General features: G+C 35.3%; 16 protein-coding genes. 12 read left to right on the forward strand and 4 right to left on the reverse strand.

Annotated elements, in window-relative coordinates; all coding sequences use genetic code 11:
- Positions 1–7 precede the first annotated feature (7 nt).
- Positions 8–994, forward strand: a complete 987-nt coding sequence (locus tag D9842_RS22505; protein WP_121664407.1) for a sensor histidine kinase — start codon at positions 8–10, stop codon at positions 992–994.
- A 13-nt stretch (positions 995–1,007) separates the two neighbouring features.
- On the opposite strand, the gene D9842_RS22510 is transcribed toward D9842_RS22505, so the two are convergent.
- Positions 1,008–1,556, reverse strand: coding sequence for a CBO0543 family protein (locus D9842_RS22510; protein ID WP_121664408.1), 549 nt, complete (start codon positions 1,554–1,556; stop codon positions 1,008–1,010).
- A gap of 327 nt (positions 1,557–1,883) precedes the next feature.
- Between D9842_RS22510 and D9842_RS22515 the strand changes: the two genes are divergently transcribed.
- The 10 genes from D9842_RS22515 (at position 1,884) to D9842_RS26080 (ending at position 13,546) form a co-directional block, all read left to right on the forward strand.
- Positions 1,884–3,617 (forward strand): ABC transporter ATP-binding protein, encoded by a 1,734-nt coding sequence (locus D9842_RS22515; RefSeq protein ID WP_121664409.1) that lies wholly within the window; start codon positions 1,884–1,886, stop codon positions 3,615–3,617.
- Positions 3,598–5,442: an ABC transporter ATP-binding protein gene (locus tag D9842_RS22520; protein WP_121664410.1), complete on the forward strand. Its 1,845-nt coding sequence runs from the start codon at positions 3,598–3,600 to the stop codon at positions 5,440–5,442. Before D9842_RS22515 ends, D9842_RS22520 begins: the two co-directional genes overlap by 20 nt.
- Positions 5,443–5,715: 273 nt before the next feature.
- Positions 5,716–6,312 carry a glycerol-3-phosphate responsive antiterminator gene (locus D9842_RS22525; protein WP_121664411.1) on the forward strand — a complete coding sequence of 199 codons (597 nt, stop codon included), beginning with the start codon at positions 5,716–5,718 and terminating at the stop codon, positions 6,310–6,312.
- 23 nt (positions 6,313–6,335) lie between these two features.
- Complete coding sequence (locus D9842_RS22530; RefSeq protein WP_121664412.1) at positions 6,336–7,457, forward strand: ABC transporter ATP-binding protein; 1,122 nt, start codon at positions 6,336–6,338, stop codon at positions 7,455–7,457.
- Entirely contained in the window at positions 7,454–8,392 is a 939-nt protein-coding gene (locus D9842_RS22535) for a carbohydrate ABC transporter permease (protein WP_121664413.1), read from the forward strand. Before D9842_RS22530 ends, D9842_RS22535 begins: the two co-directional genes overlap by 4 nt.
- A complete protein-coding gene (locus tag D9842_RS22540; RefSeq protein ID WP_121664414.1) occupies positions 8,389–9,201 on the forward strand; it encodes a carbohydrate ABC transporter permease in 813 nt (270 codons plus the stop codon). Before D9842_RS22535 ends, D9842_RS22540 begins: the two co-directional genes overlap by 4 nt.
- 23 nt (positions 9,202–9,224) lie before the next feature.
- Complete coding sequence (locus tag D9842_RS22545) at positions 9,225–10,595, forward strand: ABC transporter substrate-binding protein (RefSeq protein WP_121664415.1); 1,371 nt, start codon at positions 9,225–9,227, stop codon at positions 10,593–10,595.
- 116 nt (positions 10,596–10,711) lie between these two features.
- The gene (locus D9842_RS22550; protein ID WP_121664416.1) at positions 10,712–11,440 is read left to right on the forward strand and encodes a glycerophosphodiester phosphodiesterase; all 729 of its coding nucleotides are present in this window, start codon (positions 10,712–10,714) and stop codon (positions 11,438–11,440) included.
- A 375-nt stretch (positions 11,441–11,815) separates the two neighbouring features.
- A complete protein-coding gene (locus D9842_RS22555) occupies positions 11,816–13,270 on the forward strand; it encodes an alanine/glycine:cation symporter family protein (protein WP_121664417.1) in 1,455 nt (484 codons plus the stop codon).
- Positions 13,271–13,390: 120 nt separating this feature from the next.
- Positions 13,391–13,546 carry a hypothetical protein gene (locus D9842_RS26080; protein WP_162987529.1) on the forward strand — a complete coding sequence of 52 codons (156 nt, stop codon included), beginning with the start codon at positions 13,391–13,393 and terminating at the stop codon, positions 13,544–13,546.
- Between the two features lie 52 nt (positions 13,547–13,598).
- Here the strand turns inward: D9842_RS26080 and D9842_RS22560 are convergent, their stop codons facing one another.
- Genes D9842_RS22560 through D9842_RS22570 form a run of 3 tightly spaced genes read right to left on the reverse strand, consistent with a single transcriptional unit; the run spans position 13,599 to position 16,858 of the window.
- Positions 13,599–15,596, reverse strand: coding sequence for an alpha-crystallin domain-containing protein (locus D9842_RS22560; protein WP_121664418.1), 1,998 nt, complete (start codon positions 15,594–15,596; stop codon positions 13,599–13,601).
- The gene (locus D9842_RS22565; RefSeq protein ID WP_121664419.1) at positions 15,571–16,473 is read right to left on the reverse strand and encodes an ABC transporter ATP-binding protein; all 903 of its coding nucleotides are present in this window, start codon (positions 16,471–16,473) and stop codon (positions 15,571–15,573) included. Before D9842_RS22565 ends, D9842_RS22560 begins: the two co-directional genes overlap by 26 nt.
- A complete protein-coding gene (locus D9842_RS22570; protein WP_121664420.1) occupies positions 16,448–16,858 on the reverse strand; it encodes a GntR family transcriptional regulator in 411 nt (136 codons plus the stop codon). The genes D9842_RS22565 and D9842_RS22570 overlap by 26 nt, the downstream gene beginning before the upstream one ends.
- Before the next feature lie 182 nt (positions 16,859–17,040).
- On the opposite strand from D9842_RS22570, the gene D9842_RS22575 reads away from it, so the two are divergent.
- Complete coding sequence (locus tag D9842_RS22575) at positions 17,041–18,354, forward strand: globin-coupled sensor protein (protein ID WP_162987530.1); 1,314 nt, start codon at positions 17,041–17,043, stop codon at positions 18,352–18,354.
- Positions 18,355–18,506 lie beyond the last annotated feature (152 nt).

Consider the following 18,506-nt stretch of genomic DNA (forward strand, 5'->3'; position numbering starts at 1 on the left):
TAAGCTTGTGAATTCTATTTTATATATCGTGTTTCTATGCAGTTTATATTTAATTGCATATTTAAAACTATTCATAACTCAACATCATCTAATGGTGATACTTTTGTTTGGGATTCATCTAGCGGTTATCATGTTACATCGTAAAGAAATCAAATTGCTTCCGTTTTCTCTATCCACTTTATCTTTTAAAAAGACTAGTTACTTAATCGTTCTTCAAGTATTATTTTTAGCAGTTATCATAACAACGGTACAGGAAACTTCTCAAATCATTTCCGTAATCGGGATGTTTGTTTGTGAAGTTGTTAGGTTAAGGAAGCTGCCTTTAGAAGTAAAAGGACAGTATGAGCTTCAGCAGTTGTCAAAAAAATTGGAAGAGATGAATCAACATTTTTTAACCGTAAGATCACAACGACATGATTTTCTAAAGCATGTTAGTGCTTTAGATTTTCTTATAGAACATGATAAGAATCATAAAGCAAAGGAATACTTTCGCACCCTGCTTGGTGAATATGATGGGGTCAACCAGGTAATAAAAGGGGAGGATGCTCATATTTCTTCCATTTTATTAAAATATAAACAATTAGCAGAACAAGCAGGAACAGATATTGAATATAAATTTAATGTACCAGTCTCATCATTACCTATGGAGTCAGTTTACCAGGTTCAATTGATTACAAATCTCTTAGAAAATGCTGTTGAGGCTTCACAGAGTTATCACGCTATCTATAATCACTCCTCTGTTACTTTTAAAACAGAAAGTCATGGTGGAATTTATATTCTTGAAATCATGAATCATGCTATCTTTACTAATAAGAACGAAATAGATGATTTATTTGAAAAGTTCGGTACAACATCAAAGGGGAAAGGTCATCAAGGTTTAGGGACCTTTATTATCTCTAATTTAGTAAAGTCACATAATGGTCGATTATCCATTCAATATATTGAAAATACCATAAATATAAAGATAAAAATCCCACTAATCGTGAAAGGCTGATTCGAATAATGAGTCAGCCTTTTGTGAGGTTATTTATTGTGATTAACTTTTCAATAAGATATCTAATGCTAATGGCTAAGAGGATATAGATGGGAAATGAGTATAAATGAGACCAACTTATTGGTATATAGATACCTAGAAGCTTAGCTATTGGTTCGAAAATAAATGAGAAGACTGCAGCTAGGACGATAGAGGCGAAAATGTAGGATCTCCATTTGGTGAAAAATTGATAAAGTAGCATAAAATAAATGGAAATCATTAGGTCAATGCATAAGATTCTTGGACCCCAAGGTAGAATCATTTTTGGATATTCCCAAATTTGTAGCTCCCCTCCAAGAGTGTCCAAAAAGGTTACGATATTTAATGTGATGAACCCAAACAAAAGAATCGTTAGCAGTCTGCTTTTGTCTAATAAACGTATCCATACAATAAATAAAATAATGAACGTAACAATAAGGAACCACCATTGAAAGCTAAAAATAATATCATGTTGGTAATATTCCCAACGCATTTTTGAAAGTTTCTCCTGAGTTTCCATAATATCAGTTATGCTTGGACTCATCTCATACCTCACAATGTAAAATGTTGTTACTTATTATAGGTATTTTGCTGAATATTATGAGTGCTAGTTGAAACAATGTTAATTTGAGATAAGAATCTATCTTCAATCATCCTATTATTTTTTTCATGTAATCTTGTTTCAAGGTAAAATTATCACTAACGCATTTAAAGATACTTAACACTATTGATTATTATTCTAATAAATAGTAGTGATGAAACATAAAATGATATGAAACTTATTGCTCGTTATCCAAAGTGTAGACAATATACTTAAAGTAAGCTGGATTCATTATTGATCTCTTACTATTATCTGGGGGCACTACATACAATGATAAAATTAAAATCATTTCTACATCCATACAAAATACCAATGGTCGTTGCATTGCTATTAATGTTAGCTGAGTTAACAGTGGAGTTGTTACAACCTTTGTTAATGGCAAAAATTATTGATGATGGAATACTTAAAGAGGACTATTCGGTCGTTACATTTTGGGGCGCCGTGATGTTGGCTTTGTCTTTCCTCGCGTTTGCTTCAGGCATTATTAATTCTTTTTATGCTGCACACGTTAGTCAAGGCTTTGGTTTTGATATAAGAAAACAGTTGTTTGTAAAGGTTCAATCCTTTACTTTTGAGAAGCTAAGTAAGTTTCCAGCATCATCTCTTATTACAAGAATGACTAATGATATTACACAGCTACAAAATACGCTGTTTATGGGACTTAGAATCATGTTAAGAGCCCCACTTCTTGTTATTGGCTCAGTAATTATGTCCTTTTTTGTAAACACTGCTTTAGCAACAGTCTTTGCGTTTGTTATTCCATTTGTTATTATTCTACTTATTTGGATTATGAAAAAAGGTAGTGGTTTATTTAAAAAGGTTCAAGCTAAATTAGATGCTGTGAATGATGTGTTAAGAGAGAATCTAATGGGGATGAGGTTAATTAAGGCTTATGTTCGTAGAGGTCACGAAATTGAACGTTTTACAAAAGCCACTGATTCATTAAGGAATTCAACAACAAAAGCATTGCGAATGATTGAAATGGCAATGCCGATCTTGCTTCTTATTATGAATATCGGGATTATCTACATTTTATGGAACGGTCAAGTACAGGTTGCAAGTGGAAATGTTCAGGTAGGTGAAGTGGTTGCAATTGTCAACTATGGACTAAGAACAACAGCAGCTTTATCGATGTTTTCCTTTATTGTTATGTTTCTTTCACGCTCTCGTGCTTCAGCTTCACGTGTGATGGAAGTTTTAGAAACAGATGGAGGGGAAGAAGAGTCTGTGGGGAAACAGGTTTTACTCCAAGACGGAAGTATCTATTTTAGTCATGTTTCATTTGTTTATCCTGGAACTAGTGAAAGAGTATTAAAAGATATTTCTTTTCATGTGGAAGCAGGTGACACGGTTGCGGTAATGGGTGGCACTGGGTCTGGGAAGTCATCTCTTTTTCAGTTAATTCCAAGATTATATGAAGTAGACTCTGGGAAGATCTTAATCGATGAAGTTTCAGCTGAAAGCATGGATATTGAGTGTTTGCGTAATCAGATAGGCTTAGTTCCTCAGGAAGCCGTACTATTCTCTGGGTCAGTAAAGGACAATATAGCGTGGGGGAAAGAGCATGCTTCATACGAAGAGATCATTGAAGCAGCAAAAGCGGCACAAATTCACGAAACAATTATCAAGCTACCTAATCAGTATGAAACAAAAATAGGGCAAAAAGGGGTCAACCTTTCAGGTGGACAAAAACAAAGATTATCTGTCGCAAGAGCTTTTGTCCGCAGACCAAAAATTCTTTTGTTAGATGACAGTACGAGCGCCCTTGATGTGAAAACAGAAAAGAAATTACTGAATGCTTTAAAGAACTATACCTGCACGACTTTACTTATTACCCAAAAAATTAGTACAGCACAAGAGGCTGATCATATTCTATTGTTGGATGAAGGGAAGGTAGTAGCTTATGGACATCATCATGAGTTATTAGAAAGCTCCCCTCTCTATCAAAAAATCTATCGTTCGCAAATGATGGAGGAGGTGCCCAATGTTGAAGCATCTAACTAGCCCATTTAAGTATGAGAGAATGTCCCTGGATAACCACAATCCGCAAATGAAAAAGCGAAAAGTCGGGTTTAAAGAGGGGTTGCAAACGGTCTTTAGGATTTGGAGATATTTATCCGAAAAAAAGGGTCAGTTTTTCCTTGTGCTGGTTATGGTTATTTTAAGCTCAGTCTTAGGGTTGTTAGGGCCATATTTAATTGGAAAAACAATTGATGAACATATTGTTACATTAGCAACTGATGGTTTGACTTTCATGGTTATGGGGCTTATAGCCGTTTTCATACTCCATTCAATATCCTTATTCCTGCAAAATTACTGGATGATTGGTATCTCACAATATACAGTAAATAAAATGAGGTCAAATTTGTTTAACCATCTCCATTACCTTCCTATTTCATTTTTCGATAAACGACAGCATGGGGAACTAATGAGTCGAGTGACAAATGATATTGAAAATGTTAGCTCAACCTTAAATAGCTCAGTTATTCAAATCTTTTCAAGTCTATTGACCTTAATTGGAACAGTGACAGTTATGTTATGGTTAAGTCCCTTATTAACGCTTATTACTTTATTGATTATCCCTCTTATGGTTATCGGTATGAAGTGGATTACTAGACGTACCGGAAGTCTTTTTAAGCAGCAGCAACAACGTTTAGGTGAACTTAATGGTTATATTGAGGAAGTAATATCAGGGCAGAAGATGATCAAAGCCTATTCGCAAGAACAAAAGGTAATCGAAAGCTTTATAGACAAGAGTAATAACTTAAGAAAATCAGGGTTTTGGGCTCAAACGATTTCAGGTTTTATTCCTAAGGTTATGAATATGCTCAATAACCTTAGCTTTGCTATCATAGCGGGAGTTGGTGGGCTGTTTGCTCTGAATGGTATGATTACTATAGGTACGATTGTCATTTTTGCAGAATACGCAAGACAATTCACGCGACCATTAAATGACTTGGCAAACCAATTTAATACGTTATTATCAGCAATAGCGGGAGCTGAAAGAGTGTTTGATATTCTTGATGAGGAAAAAGAAAAGGATTCAAGCTCTTCAATGACTGTTACCGATTTAAATGGAGAGGTCCGCTTTAAAGCTGTTTGCTTCTCGTACGAACAAGGAGAGGATAAGCAAACAATAGAGGATGTGAATATTCTTGCACATCCTGGAGACACCGTTGCTCTAGTAGGGCCAACAGGTGCCGGGAAGACAACTATTATTAATTTAATAGCCCGTTTTTATGATGCTGACCAAGGTTCGATATACATTGATGGGAAAAATATAAACCAAATAAGCAGGGACAGCTTAAGAAGTCAAATGGCGTTCGTTCTGCAGGATACCTTTCTTTTTAAAGGGACAATTTTAGACAACATTAGGTATGGGAGAATGGATGCATCTGATGAGGAAGTTATGGAAGCAGCAAAGCTTGCTAATGCAGAATCATTTATAAAGAGGCTGCCGAAGCAATATCATTCACTCATTCAACATGACGGAAATGGAATTAGTCATGGTCAGAAACAACTACTGGCTATTGCTAGAGCAATGCTTGCTGACCCGAAAATATTAATTCTAGATGAGGCGACGAGCAGTATTGATACGATTACAGAACTACGAATTCAAGAAGCGTTATCGAGGTTGATGGAGGGAAGAACAACCTTTGTCATTGCTCATCGATTAAACACAATCAAAATGGCTGATCAAATTATCGTTTTAAAAGATGGGAAAATTATTGAAAAAGGAACACATAAACAATTACTAGAAGAACGAGGATTTTACTCTGATATGCAAAGTCAAAGTGAAACGGGAGTTATTGAAAAACCTTCTTACTAATGCTAAGAAGGTTTTTCTATTGGTTTTTTTGTTTACATTGGTAATGTTTACATAAACTCAATAATCCATTTACAAAAATATACATTATCTTTAAACCAACTTTATAATTCATTGATACTATAAAGTTGTGAAGGACAAGTGAATAGATTAGGTTGTGAAAATGAGAAACCATAAAAAGAAATAGGAGAATTACGTTATCGTAACCCCTGTGTTTTTTTATGGTTTCTTTATTTTGCTATTCGACCTTCAAGTCAATATGAAGGAGTGGGTAGGATGGACATGCTACAGGAATTTACAAGAAGATTGGAAGAAGATCAAGTGATTTCATCTATCAAAGATCCAAAAAGTCTGGATCAGTTTTTAAACACAAATATACAATCGGCCTTTTTATTAACAGGAAACATTAGTGTGATAAAGAGATATGTTGACTTACTAAAGAAAAACAACCGATTTGTTTTTTTACACATCGAAAAAATTCCCGGAATTAGTTATGACCGTGAAGGATTGAAATTTATAGCAAAGTATGTAAAGCCAACTGGAATTATAACAACAAAAAGCTCACTTATCCAATTAGCAAAAAAAGAAGGGTTGTTAACGATCCAAAGACTCTTTTTAGTTGATACAGATGCGGTGAAAAATGGCTTGCAAACAGTCAATGACATTAAACCGGATGCTCTTGAGGTTATGCCTGCTCTTATTCCAGAAATGATTAGCAAGCTAAAAAGAGAAACAAATCTTCCTATTATTACAGGTGGACTTATACAAAATCAGCTACAAATTGAAGCGGCATTAGGTAGTGGAGCAGTGGCTGTTTCAACTGGAAGACCTTGGCTTTGGAAGACCCGTAAAGAGGAGAAGCTTCGTATCTAAATTCAAATGAGGAGGTTAACAGAATGAAGCGTATAGAGCTGAAAAATGTGACAAAATCCTATGATGGGAAATCAGATGTGATAAAAGAAATTGATGTCACGATTGAACCGGGTGAATTCTTTGTGTTAGTAGGTCCATCTGGATGTGGGAAAAGCACAATGCTTCGCATGATTGCTGGGCTTGAGGATATATCAAAAGGGGAGCTATTTATTGGTGACGTTCTTTCCAATCAACTACCACCAAGTCAGCGGAACCTTTCAATGGTGTTCCAAAACTATGCATTATATCCACATCTAAATGTTGAACAAAATATTACGTTTGGCTTACATACGAAGAAAATTTCAAAATCTGAACAAAAGAGAAGGTGCCTAGAGACGGCTAAAATGCTAGGGTTGTCTGATCTATTAGATCGTAAACCGCGGCAATTATCAGGTGGACAACGACAAAGGGTGGCATTAGCACGTGCGATTGTGACACATGCACCGATTTGTTTAATGGACGAGCCTCTATCTAACTTAGATGCAAAGCTAAGGGCGAAAATGAGATCCGAAATTAGGCAGATTCAAAGAAAGCTAGGAATTACGATGGTCTATGTTACACATGATCAAACAGAAGCAATGACAATGGCTGACCGCATGATGATTTTACATAGCGGGAAAATTCAGCAAATTGGTAGACCAATTGATATCTATAATAGCCCAGCAAACACGTTTGTAGCATCCTTTATCGGCGCACCTCCGATGAATCTCTCAGAAGTATCAGTTAGGGACAATTGTTTACTGTTTGATGATAATCGCTCGATTTTACTAGCTAATGAGGTTGCTAGTCTATTACCTAAAGATAAGAAGCTAATGGTAGGAGTTCGTTCTGAGGATGTAAAGCTTGCTAAAGACGGCAAGGTGAGTTTTTTCGCTGAGGCTGTGAATGTAGAGGTGCTCGGTACAGAAACATTAATTACATTTGAGGTTGGTCATAAACAGTGGATAGCGAAATGGAACGGGCAATGGAACGTTGATATTGGAGAAAGAATACCTTTGTACATCACACCTTCAGATCTTTATATGTTTGATGCTGCTAGTGGGGAGTGTTTGTGGCATCAATCTAATAGATTCGATCAACACTCTCTCAAGGAGGCAGTTTTATGAGTAGCTTGCCTGATATATCGTCACCTTCACTTAAAATAAAAACAAACTCTAGAGTCAAGAAAAGCACGTTGCCAAACCTTTTAATAGGACTACTCTATCTGGCACCATCTATTATCTTGTTTGGATTATTTCTTTTTTATCCAATGATACGTACGTTATATCTAAGCTTTTTTTTGACAGATGGACAGGGAGTGCCGATTACATTTGTAGGCCTTGAAAATTTCACTTACCTTTTACAGTCTAAGAGCTTTCAACAAAGTCTTAAAGCAACGGTACTCTTCGTATTGTACACAGTTCCGCTAGGGGTGGTGATTGCCTTATTTTTAGCTGTCATTGCGAATGAAAAGGTGAAGGGAATAGGCTTTTTTCGAACGATGTTTTCTTCCACGATGGGAATGAGTGTTGCGGCTTCTTCGGTAATTTGGATGTTTATGTATAACCCGGCAATAGGAATATTAAATAAATTGGTCACTGCAATTGGTGGCTCTGAAATTCAGTGGTTACTAGACCCGAAATATGCCCTGTTCTCTGTTGCAGTGTCAACAATTTGGATGAATACAGGATTTGCTTTTCTTATTTTGTTAGGTGGGTTGCAAAATATTGATGATTACTTGTACGAGAATGCTGAAATAGCAGGAGTAAGCTATTGGTATAAACTTAGAAAAATAACAATTCCGATGTTATCTCCCACTCTATTTTTCATTATTACCGTATCGTTAATCAATGCATTTCAAACCTTTGGTCAGATCGATATTTTAACAAAGGGAGGACCAGTGGAGTCCACAAATGTTATTGTGTATTCCATCTATAAAGATGCCTTTATAAACTATAATGTTGGATCTGCTAGTGCTCAAGCAACCATTCTTTTCTTCTGTATTTTATTTATTACCATTCTTCAATTTAAGCTTGGGGAACGGAAGGTGCATTATCAATGAGGAGTTTGAAAAAGATTGTCTTATATATATTGTTAATTGTTTCAGTCATTTTTATGATGTTTCCAATTTTTTATGCATTCATGATCAGTTTTATGCAAGGAGGAGAGGTACTCAAAGGTAATCTAATCCCTAATAGTTTTACATTGGAAAACTATAAATCTGCTTTTGAAAAGGTTCCTCTTCTTCAATATCTCTGGAATAGCTTTTATGTATCAACTGTTGTTATGGTAGGCCAAATAATTGTATCCAGCTTGGCGGCATTTGCCTTTGTGTTTATATCTTTTAAGGGAAGAGAGCTTATCTTTTTCTTATTTATTTCAACAATGATGATTCCTTGGGAAGCAACGATGGTGCCGAATTTTATAACCATCCAAAAACTAGGATGGTTGAATTCCTATTCTAGTCTTACCATACCTTTTTTCGCATTAGCATTCGGAACGTTTTTGTTAAGACAACAATTCAAAACAATACCTAAGGAGTTGTATGAAGCCTCACAGGTTGCTGGAATAAGTCGCTTTCGCTTCTTTTGGAATGTTGTTTTACCAGTTTCAAAAACAAGTTTAATTACATTAGGAATCTATAGCTTTTTAACCACCTGGAATATGTACCTATGGCCGTTGCTTGTCACAAACAACGAAAGTGTTCGAACGGTACAAATCGGTTTAAAACAGCTGCAGTCACAAGAAATTTCTACCGAATGGGGGGTGGTGATGGCAGCAGTCGTTGTAGTTATTCTTCCAACACTCATATTATTGTTTATCGGTCAAAAACGTCTTCAAAGTGGACTTACTCAAGGTGCAATTAAGTAATGAAAAATAAGGAGGACTTATTCATGAAGAAAAAATTTCTAATGATTCTATCTGCTTTGCTTTTATTGTTAGTAGGAGCTTGTTCAAGTTCAAGCACGAATTCTTCTGGTACAAAATCAGATGCTGAAGGGACAGAAACTGAGGGAACTGCAGGAAAACAAGAAGTTGTGTTTTGGCACGCGATGAGTGGAGATCTTGAAACAGTATTAAATGATATAGTTGCTGATTTTAATGAATCTCAAGATAATATTGAAGTGAAACCGGTTTTCCAAGGTACATACGAAGAGGCACTAACAAAGTTCAACACTGTTGCGGGTACTGAGGACGCTCCAACAATCATGCAGACATTTGAGGTTGGAACAAAGTATATGATTGATAGTGGTCACGTTCAGCCTGTACAAAAATTTATTGATGAAGAAGATTATGATACATCACAATGGGATAAAAACATTTCAAATTACTATACAGTAGATGGCGAGCAATATTCTATGCCATTTAATTCATCAACACCAGTCTTAATTTATAATAAAGATGCGTTTAAAGAAGCTGGATTAGATCCTGAGAAAGCACCGATGACATATAGTGAACTAAAAGATGCTGCGAAACAATTAACAAAAGCAGAAGGTGGAGATACAAGTCAATATGGATTCTCTATTCTTAATTATGGTTGGTTCTTTGAAGAGATGCTAGCAGAGCAAGGTGGTCATTATGTTGATAATGAAAACGGCCGTTCCGGAACTGCAACAAAGGCTACATTTAATGATGAATTAGGGTTAAATGTATTTAACTTAATTTCAGATATGTATAATGAAGGAACATTTTATAATGTAGGACAAAACTGGGATGATATGCGTGCAGCATTCCAATCAGGGAAAATGGCGATGTATTTAGATTCTTCAGCTGGTGTAAAAGCAATTGTAGATAATGCTGATTTTGAAGTTGGCGTTTCATATCTTCCAATTCCTGATGATGCTGAAAGAAATGGAGTTATTATTGGTGGAGCATCAGTGTGGATGTCAAGTGGCATTGATGAAAAGAAACAAAAGGCTGCTTGGGAATTTATGAAGTATCTAACTACTCCTGAGGTTCAAGCAGACTGGCATGTGAAAACTGGTTATTTTGCAATTAATCCTGCTGCCTATGAACAAGACGTTGTAAAAGAGGAATGGGAAATATACCCACAACTTAAAGTAACAGTTGATCAATTACGCGATACAAAGGCTAACACGGCTACACAAGGAGCACTGATTTCTGTATTCCCTGAATCAAGACAAAAAGTTGTTACAGCAATGGAGAACTTATACCAAGGAATGGATCCAAAGGAAGCTCTTGATCAAGCTGCTGAAGAAACAAATCGTGCATTAGAGGTTGCCAATAAAAAGCAAGGAAACTAATGAACTTTAGGTATTTTAAAGTAAGAGTAGAATGTTATTTACCACCTCTTTCGGCCCTTGAAGGATCTTTTCTTCCGGGGTCTTTTTTTAGAGATTACTAGTATAGGAGATCGGATATGAGTAATAAAGTAGAAATCTTTGCGCACCGTGGGATAAGTGGACTGTACCCGGAAAACACAATGGCTGCATTTAAAGCAGCGGCTGAAATAGGAGCACATGGTATAGAATTAGATGTACAAATATCACAAGATGGAGAGCTTGTTGTCATTCATGACGAAAGAATTGAACGGACAACAAATGGGGTGGGATATGTAAAGGATTTACCATTAAATAGATTAAAACAATACGATGCAGGAAGCTGGTTTCATGTAGACTTTCAAAATGAAAGAATTCCTACACTGAATGAAGTGTTAGAGTGGGTAAAAACACTTTCATATAAATTGATTGTGAACATCGAATTGAAAAATGATCGAATTAAATATGAAAATCTTGAGGAAAAGGTGGTACGTTTAATTCATGAGCTGAATCTCGACCAACAATGCATCATATCTTCATTTAACAGAGATAGCTTAAAAAAGATCTATGAGATTGATCATAAAATAGAAACAGCTCTACTATTTCAAGGTGTACCAACTGATGTGTTAAATATAGCCAAAAACCTCCATGTACAAGCTCTTCATTGTGAAGCGGTATTTGCGCAATCAATTTTAGGGAGAAAAGCAAGCTTAGCAGGTTATCCAATGAGAGTCTATACAATAAATACTTTAGAGGATTTTCATTCGCTAGAGAATACCTGTGCTTCCGTTGTTATGACTGATTTCCCTCAGATGTTTCTCTCATTCTGAGGGTATGGTATTCTTGTAGTCTATTACTATTGTGAGAAATTTATTACAAAAATTTAATTATTTTTATTCTTATGGTAAGAAAAGTAAAGTTATTATTTTGGTATATCATATTTATTGGCATTTTCTCGATAGTTTTTTTAGTATTACTTGTGTTAAACTAGTTGATGTTATTTTGGTTATGCTATTTTAATAGTGTCCATCATCATATATTTCCTAGCTCAACTTCATGTTATAACTCATGGTATTTTAAATTACTTTATTATAATAAAATAAAATGTGAGATTACCTAACATTGCTATTGTGTTATATGGAGATATTGATTATAATTTTAAAAGATAGAAAATTCAGCTTTTTATAAAAAAGGGGGTTTTGTTTATGGAGGGATTTGTTTCTGCCTTAAACAGTGTCTTGTGGAGCACACCAGTCATTTATATTTTACTAGGTGTGGGATTGTTGTTTTCCATTTTAACTCGTTTTCTACAGGTAAGACACATTAAGGAAATGGTTAGGCTTATGTTTCAAGGTAAAAGCTCTGAAGCCGGGGTATCCTCATTCCAGGCACTTGCGATCGCACTTTCTGGACGTGTAGGAACAGGAAATATTGCCGGGGTAGCTACTGCAATTGCCTTTGGTGGTCCTGGAGCAGTATTTTGGATGTGGGCAATCGCTTTTATCGGGGCATCAAGTGCATTTATTGAATCAACGCTAGCTCAGATTTACAAAGTGAAACAAGATGGTCAATATCGTGGGGGTCCTGCTTATTTCATAGAAAAAGGAATTGGCTGGAAATGGTTTGCTGTTCTATTTGCATTTGCAGCATTAATTGCAATGGCGATTTTAATGCCTGGTGTACAATCTAACTCAATCGCACTTGGTATGGAAAATGCATTTGGAATTCCTAAAGCAGTTACTGGTCTTGCAGTTGTTGTACTTCTAGCGGTTATTATCTTCGGTGGAGTTAAAAGAATTGCCAATGCGGCTCAAATAATTGTGCCATTTATGGCGATTGGTTATATCGTTTTATCACTTATTATTATTCTTATGAATATTACAGAGTTACCTGCAGTTATTTCTCTTATTTTCCGAAGCGCTTTTGCGTTAGATTCTGCTTTTGGTGGACTAATTGGTATGGCTATTGCTTGGGGAGTAAAACGTGGTATTTACTCTAATGAAGCTGGTCAAGGTACTGGTCCTCATATGGCAGCTGCAGCAGAAGTTTCACACCCTGCTAAGCAAGGCTTAGTTCAAGCTTTTTCTGTTTATATTGACACGTTATTTGTATGTTCAGCAACAGCATTTATGATTTTATTTACTGGTATGTATAATACAGAAGCACCTGATGGTTCGTTTATCGTTAACAATCTAGAGGGAATTGAGGCAGGTCCTGGCTATACACAAGCAGCAATTGATAGTGTTATTCCAGGATTTGGAGCAGGGTTTGTAGCGATTGCATTGTTCTTCTTTGCTTTTACAACCATTATGGCTTACTACTATATTGCTGAAACAAATATTGCATACCTAATCCGTGGTAAAAATAACAAAATTCCAATGTTTCTTTTAAAAGTTATTATTTTAGGAGCTACTTTCTACGGAGCAGTTAAAACAGCAAGCTTAGCTTGGGCTCTAGGTGATGTTGGATTAGGAATTATGGTATGGCTAAACGTTATTGCAATATTAATTCTTGCAAAACCAGCATTACTAGCGCTTAAAGATTATGAACAACAGAAAAAACAAGGAAAAGACCCTGTTTTCGATCCGAAAGCATTAGGCATTAAGAATGCTGACTATTGGGAAACTGAATACAAGAAGGATCAAGATCAAGCGTCGTGAGGAAAAGGCTAACCATTTGGTTAGCCTTTTTTGGTGCCTGGCACTTCTCGGAATTTGTCGAATTAAAATAAGCTAATTGTACATATTAAAAATGATATTGCTGTAAGGAGGGTTACACTTATGTCTAAAGAAGGCAGACAGAATTCAGAACAATCAAGTAAGCAAATTGCAAAGCAACAAGGAAAAAATGATATTGAATTTGGTACAGATGTTCAGATAGGAAATAGTCAGCACCAGAGCCAAAAGAAAAGTGGTATACAGGTAAATAAAAAATAAATTGAAATGATAAAGAAGCAGCTAATTAAATAGTTAGCTGCTTCTTTGGTTCCTATTTCAATTTTTCTTTCATCTCATCTGTCATGTACTGATCAGGAATAGAACCATACCACTCATTCCCGTCTTTTAAAATGAGTTTCACATAATAAGTATGATCTGATGAATACTCAGTAAAGTGGCGAATAATTGTTGTTAGAGACTCTTGATCAGTTATTGTTGCATGCTTTTGCCCTGTTTGATAATACTCTTCTGCTGAGAGCATTTCTTCAGCTGGATTTTGGGGGTTTACACTTGTCATTTCGGCTTCTTTAATATCGTTAGCATCAATGCGTGCATCTTCTAAATAATCATGCTCCTCTAACCATTTCGTAACATTTTCATAGGATTTTTTCCACTCAATTGAGTAGCCATCAAAAATATATTCTTCGTTGTTACTACGCTTGAATTCTATGTCGATATAAGCCCAAGGAGAAGCTGGACTAACAATATCTTCAATAGATTGAGTGAGAATATCCTTTTCTAAAACTCTTCTAAACTCTTCAATTTCTTTTTCGTCTGAAATCGTAATCGAACTAGAACGATGGCTAGGACCAACTGGATTAATTCTCATGTTCAAAATATCATTTCTTTGTAACTGGAAGTAATGGGGTTGGTTAACAAGATAACTATCCGATTCCAGAACTGGTGTAAGTTGTTTTTGGAATGCATCAGCAGGTAATTGATACTCACGTGTAAATTGTTTACCATTCTTCATTCGGTAAGTAATGAATCCTTGTACTTTGTTTATTTCTGAATGCTTCTGTGATTCTATAAAATCTTTTTGATTGATAATTTCTTCATGCAAGTTTCTAACGTCTTGGATATAAAGCTTATTATCCGAAAATGGATCAATTTCATTCCTCATCAATTCCTGCATATCATATTTATTACCGAAGTACACTTCTTCGATTTGATCCATTCTAGGAAGATTCGCTTCATAATTGATTAAGTCTGTTTTAATCCCTAATAGTACGACGATAAAAACAACACTGTAAATGATAATGCCTGTAAAGAAATGGAGGCGAAGGATACGCCATGTTTTGAGTAAAACCATTTCAGCTACTGTGTAGCCAATTAATGCTCCGATAATATAGCCAAAAATAATCCAACTCCAATTTAGATCACCTGTAGCAGAAAAATAACTACCACCTAAAATCATACTGCAGAAGGTTACTCCATATTTAAAGATCGGTTTTAAGAAAGGAAAGGCAATAACATCGGTTGCCCGTTCTAGCTGTCTTAATTTGTATAAAACTAAACCAATAACAAAAAAGAACACCGTAAAAATAATATAAATCATTATTTCAAGTGTTGAATATGGTTGAGGTTCATCCCAAGTTCCAACAAATCGTAGAAATGGAGATAGGTACATAAGCTTTTCTTCTATAAAGGCTGTCGTAAAACCAAAGAGAAGAAAGGATAGATTATAAGTAACCATCGTAACCATACCAATTGGTAAAAACAGAAAAATATAAGTTAAAATTGCCTGTACAGTTGACATCCCTGTGATAAAACCAACTGCAATGGAAAAAGAAAACATCATGCATGTTAATAAAGTGACTACACCAAACCATGACAATAGATCTAAAATGGTTAAGATTCCCGAAAACCCTTCAATTGTATTTGTTACAAAGTATGTAATAACAGCGGTTAATAGAATAGGTACAATTAATAGAAGTAGGCCGCTTATTACATGACTGAAGTATAATGTTTCTCTTCTAATTGGAAGACTATGGACCATATCTACTGAAGCTTCGTTTTGGATGTAGCGGAACAGTAATAATCCGGCAGCAACTGGGACTGCAAAATATAGAACAATTTGTATCTCTGGATTCACCATTAGATAATTTTTATAATCTGTAAAAATGACATATTTTCTAGATGCGATTTGAAGGAGGCCAAGTGGTAATGTAAATAATAGACTGACTAAATAGACAAGGCTAATCCATCCAAATTGTCTGAAGTCCTGCTTGATTACAGCATTTTTATAGAAGGATTTTTTCGATTTCATAACCCACATCCTCCATTTCATAAATGAATATTTCCTCTAAAGTTAGTGGCAATAAATCATAAAGCAAAACATCTGTTGAATGAATGATTTTGCTGATTTTTTCTTCACTACCTCGAACAATTAAAAGAGAAACGCTTCCTCGTTTTTCATAATGTAAAATATTTAGCTGATTTAATAGATGCTCCTCATGTGTAGGATCAGCTAAAGCTAGTTGAACCTTGTGTGTATCAGATTTTAAGTCATCTATTTCTTTTTCGATCATAATTTTTCCCTTATGCATAATCCCCACATGATCACATAAGTCCTCAATTTCTCGAAGGTTATGAGAAGAAATAATGATCGTCATTTCTCTTTCAGCTACATCTTGAAATAATAGATTTTTAATTTTTTGCCTCATAACAGGATCAAGTCCGTCAATTGGTTCATCGAGAATCATAACATCGGGCATTGCCGATAAAGCCAGCCAAAAAGCTACTTGCCTCTTCATTCCTTTAGATAATCGATGTACCTTTTTATTTAAGCCGATATTAAACGCTGAACTTAGCTGCTCAAAACGTTTCTGGTTCCATTTTGGATAGTACTCTCTATATTGAGATGCCATTTGTGCCACTGTCGCTTGTGGGAAAAAATAAAGAACATCAGGGATAAAGATAACCCGTTCCTTTACTTGAACATGTTCATATGAGGGGATATCATCAATCAGTATCGTACCCTTATCAGCTCGATTAATGCCTGCGATTATTTTTAAAAGTGAGGTTTTACCAGCTCCATTAGAGCCTAACAATCCATAGATTGATCCTTTTTTAACATGTAGGGTAAGGTCATCTACAGCAAGGTGTTCATTATATTTTTTACTTATGGAATTTACCTGAATCATTATGTTTTTTGACCCCCTTTGTTTGGTGATGTGCTTCGTCAAATAATACGTATAAATCTTCTTTTGTTAAGCCTAAGTAAATCGCTTCGGCAATGAGTTTTCTGATGTCTTTTTTTAGATCATTCAATTGTTCATTACTTGGCATATGTTCTATTGCCGAGACAAAATTTCCCTTCCCTTTAATTGAATAGATGTATCCTTGACTTTCAAGTTCACGATAAGCTCTTTGTATCGTATTTGGATTAATGGTCAATTGACTTGAGAGCATTCGAACAGAAGGTAATTGCTCATCAGGCTTTAGAATCCTATTAATGATCAGTTCTTTGATTTTGTCGACTAATTGCTCATATATGGGCTTTCTGCTTCTTACATCTAATTGAAACATTCGTAACCCCCTTCGTCTTAACTGTATTAATATTCTTAATACAGTTAATGGTAAAGTGTTAAGGAAGATTATGCAATATAAATTTAGATAAAATTATGTCATTGTGTAGGTATAAAGATATACAAAGATGCAACAAATGTTATACAATAGGATATACGTTAAACCGAGAGGGTGGAAGACTGATGTTTGGATTAAAGAAGAAATCAATAGAAGATTTATATACATTTCAACCAATAATTAATTTTCCTGAAGACCATGAAATTGCAGTAGTTTCTGATAAAGAAATTTCTTTAAGGCTTCAGTATATGGGCTTTAAGGCTGAATATCTTGAAGTTTTGCAACAATCACAACCATTTTTACTGGAGATTATTGATGAGGTACTACAAAAAGTACTAAATCATCTTTTCAAGCAACCACTTCTAACAAAGATTGCCACAGAGCATTCAACTAGAGAGCGTTTGTATCAGGTATTTGTCCATTATTTTAAAAGTATTTTAAGTGGAAAGCTTGATGAAGAATATTTTCAAATGAGAAAAAGAATCGGAAGTACACATAATGGGGCTAATCTACCAGCATCATGGTTTATTGCTACTTATTCGGCATTGAATACACTGCTAATTCCCCAAATTGTGAAAAAGTTTGAAAAAGATCCTGAAACGCTAACAAGAGTTCTTCTAGCTATAACACATGTAACGAACCTAGATTCACAACTAGTAGTAGAAAACTATATTGGATCAAGAATGAATGAGCTAAAGCAATTAAATGCAACCAAAGAGCTACTACAGAAAGAATTAGTAGCCATTAGTCAAGAAGTCGCAGCTTCAGTAGAAGAAACGGAAGCAACGATCTATGAAACAAGTACGAAGGCTGACCAAATTCGCCAGGAAACAGAAATTACTCAGAAAAGCAGTCAAAATTTAGTTAGCTTAACTAACGAAAATGAAGTGCAAATGGGCTCAATGATTGGTACCTTTAATGATGTTATCGGTGGAATGGACAAGTCGATCAAGGGAATTCTGAATTTGAAAGATACTTCAGAAAAGATCCTGGCTATGACAAAAAGCATCGAAGAAATTGCGGACCAAACAAATTTATTAGCATTAAATGCCTCAATTGAAGCAGCTAGAGCTGGTGAAGAAGGAAAAGGCTTTGCCGTTGTTGCATCAGAGGTAAGGAAACTAGCTGAAAACTCTAAAAAGATGAGCAATGAAATAAAAACATTAGTTGAAAGAAATAATAACTCAACTAAACATTTAGTTGAAAATATGAAAGCTATGAATGACTCAACTCACGCATCACAAGCTAAAATTCAGCAGGTAAAAGGCGGACTACTTACTGTAAAGATGGAAATGGAGAACTATTTATCAATGTTTGATCGTAACAAACATGATCTAGATTCTATTGTTTCTTCTATTAAAGAGATTAATCATACAACGAGCAGTTTATCCGTATTAGCTAACTCTTTATTAGAGAAGGCTGAGGATGGTCAACAGTAGAATGTAGGAGAAGCCGCGTAATGCTGCTTTTTTGTTGAGATGCTTACTCGGGCTATTTTTGTCAATTGATAGATTATATGGCAAAGTTGATAGATTATCGGGAGAAGTTGATAGATTTAAGCTGAAAGTTGATAGATTTTTTCAAGAAGTTG

Source organism: Metabacillus litoralis (assembly GCF_003667825.1).
In the GTDB taxonomy this organism is placed as follows: domain Bacteria; phylum Bacillota; class Bacilli; order Bacillales; family Bacillaceae; genus Metabacillus; species Metabacillus litoralis_B.

What these genes read in the sequence shown, in the direction of transcription:
- D9842_RS22510 (WP_121664408.1), bottom strand. Translation starts at nt 1,556, where the DNA reads ATGAGTCCAAGCATAACTGATATTATGGAAACTCAGGAGAAACTTTCA.
- D9842_RS22515 (WP_121664409.1), top strand. Translation starts at nt 1,884, where the DNA reads ATGATAAAATTAAAATCATTTCTACATCCATACAAAATACCAATGGTC.
- D9842_RS22520 (WP_121664410.1), top strand. Translation starts at nt 3,598, where the DNA reads ATGTTGAAGCATCTAACTAGCCCATTTAAGTATGAGAGAATGTCCCTG.
- D9842_RS22525 (WP_121664411.1), top strand. Translation starts at nt 5,716, where the DNA reads ATGGACATGCTACAGGAATTTACAAGAAGATTGGAAGAAGATCAAGTG.
- D9842_RS22530 (WP_121664412.1), top strand. Translation starts at nt 6,336, where the DNA reads ATGAAGCGTATAGAGCTGAAAAATGTGACAAAATCCTATGATGGGAAA.
- D9842_RS22535 (WP_121664413.1), top strand. Translation starts at nt 7,454, where the DNA reads ATGAGTAGCTTGCCTGATATATCGTCACCTTCACTTAAAATAAAAACA.
- D9842_RS22540 (WP_121664414.1), top strand. Translation starts at nt 8,389, where the DNA reads ATGAGGAGTTTGAAAAAGATTGTCTTATATATATTGTTAATTGTTTCA.
- D9842_RS22545 (WP_121664415.1), top strand. Translation starts at nt 9,225, where the DNA reads ATGAAGAAAAAATTTCTAATGATTCTATCTGCTTTGCTTTTATTGTTA.
- D9842_RS22550 (WP_121664416.1), top strand. Translation starts at nt 10,712, where the DNA reads ATGAGTAATAAAGTAGAAATCTTTGCGCACCGTGGGATAAGTGGACTG.
- D9842_RS22555 (WP_121664417.1), top strand. Translation starts at nt 11,816, where the DNA reads ATGGAGGGATTTGTTTCTGCCTTAAACAGTGTCTTGTGGAGCACACCA.
- D9842_RS26080 (WP_162987529.1), top strand. Translation starts at nt 13,391, where the DNA reads ATGTCTAAAGAAGGCAGACAGAATTCAGAACAATCAAGTAAGCAAATT.
- D9842_RS22560 (WP_121664418.1), bottom strand. Translation starts at nt 15,596, where the DNA reads ATGAAATCGAAAAAATCCTTCTATAAAAATGCTGTAATCAAGCAGGAC.
- D9842_RS22565 (WP_121664419.1), bottom strand. Translation starts at nt 16,473, where the DNA reads ATGATTCAGGTAAATTCCATAAGTAAAAAATATAATGAACACCTTGCT.
- D9842_RS22570 (WP_121664420.1), bottom strand. Translation starts at nt 16,858, where the DNA reads ATGTTTCAATTAGATGTAAGAAGCAGAAAGCCCATATATGAGCAATTA.
- D9842_RS22575 (WP_162987530.1), top strand. Translation starts at nt 17,041, where the DNA reads ATGTTTGGATTAAAGAAGAAATCAATAGAAGATTTATATACATTTCAA.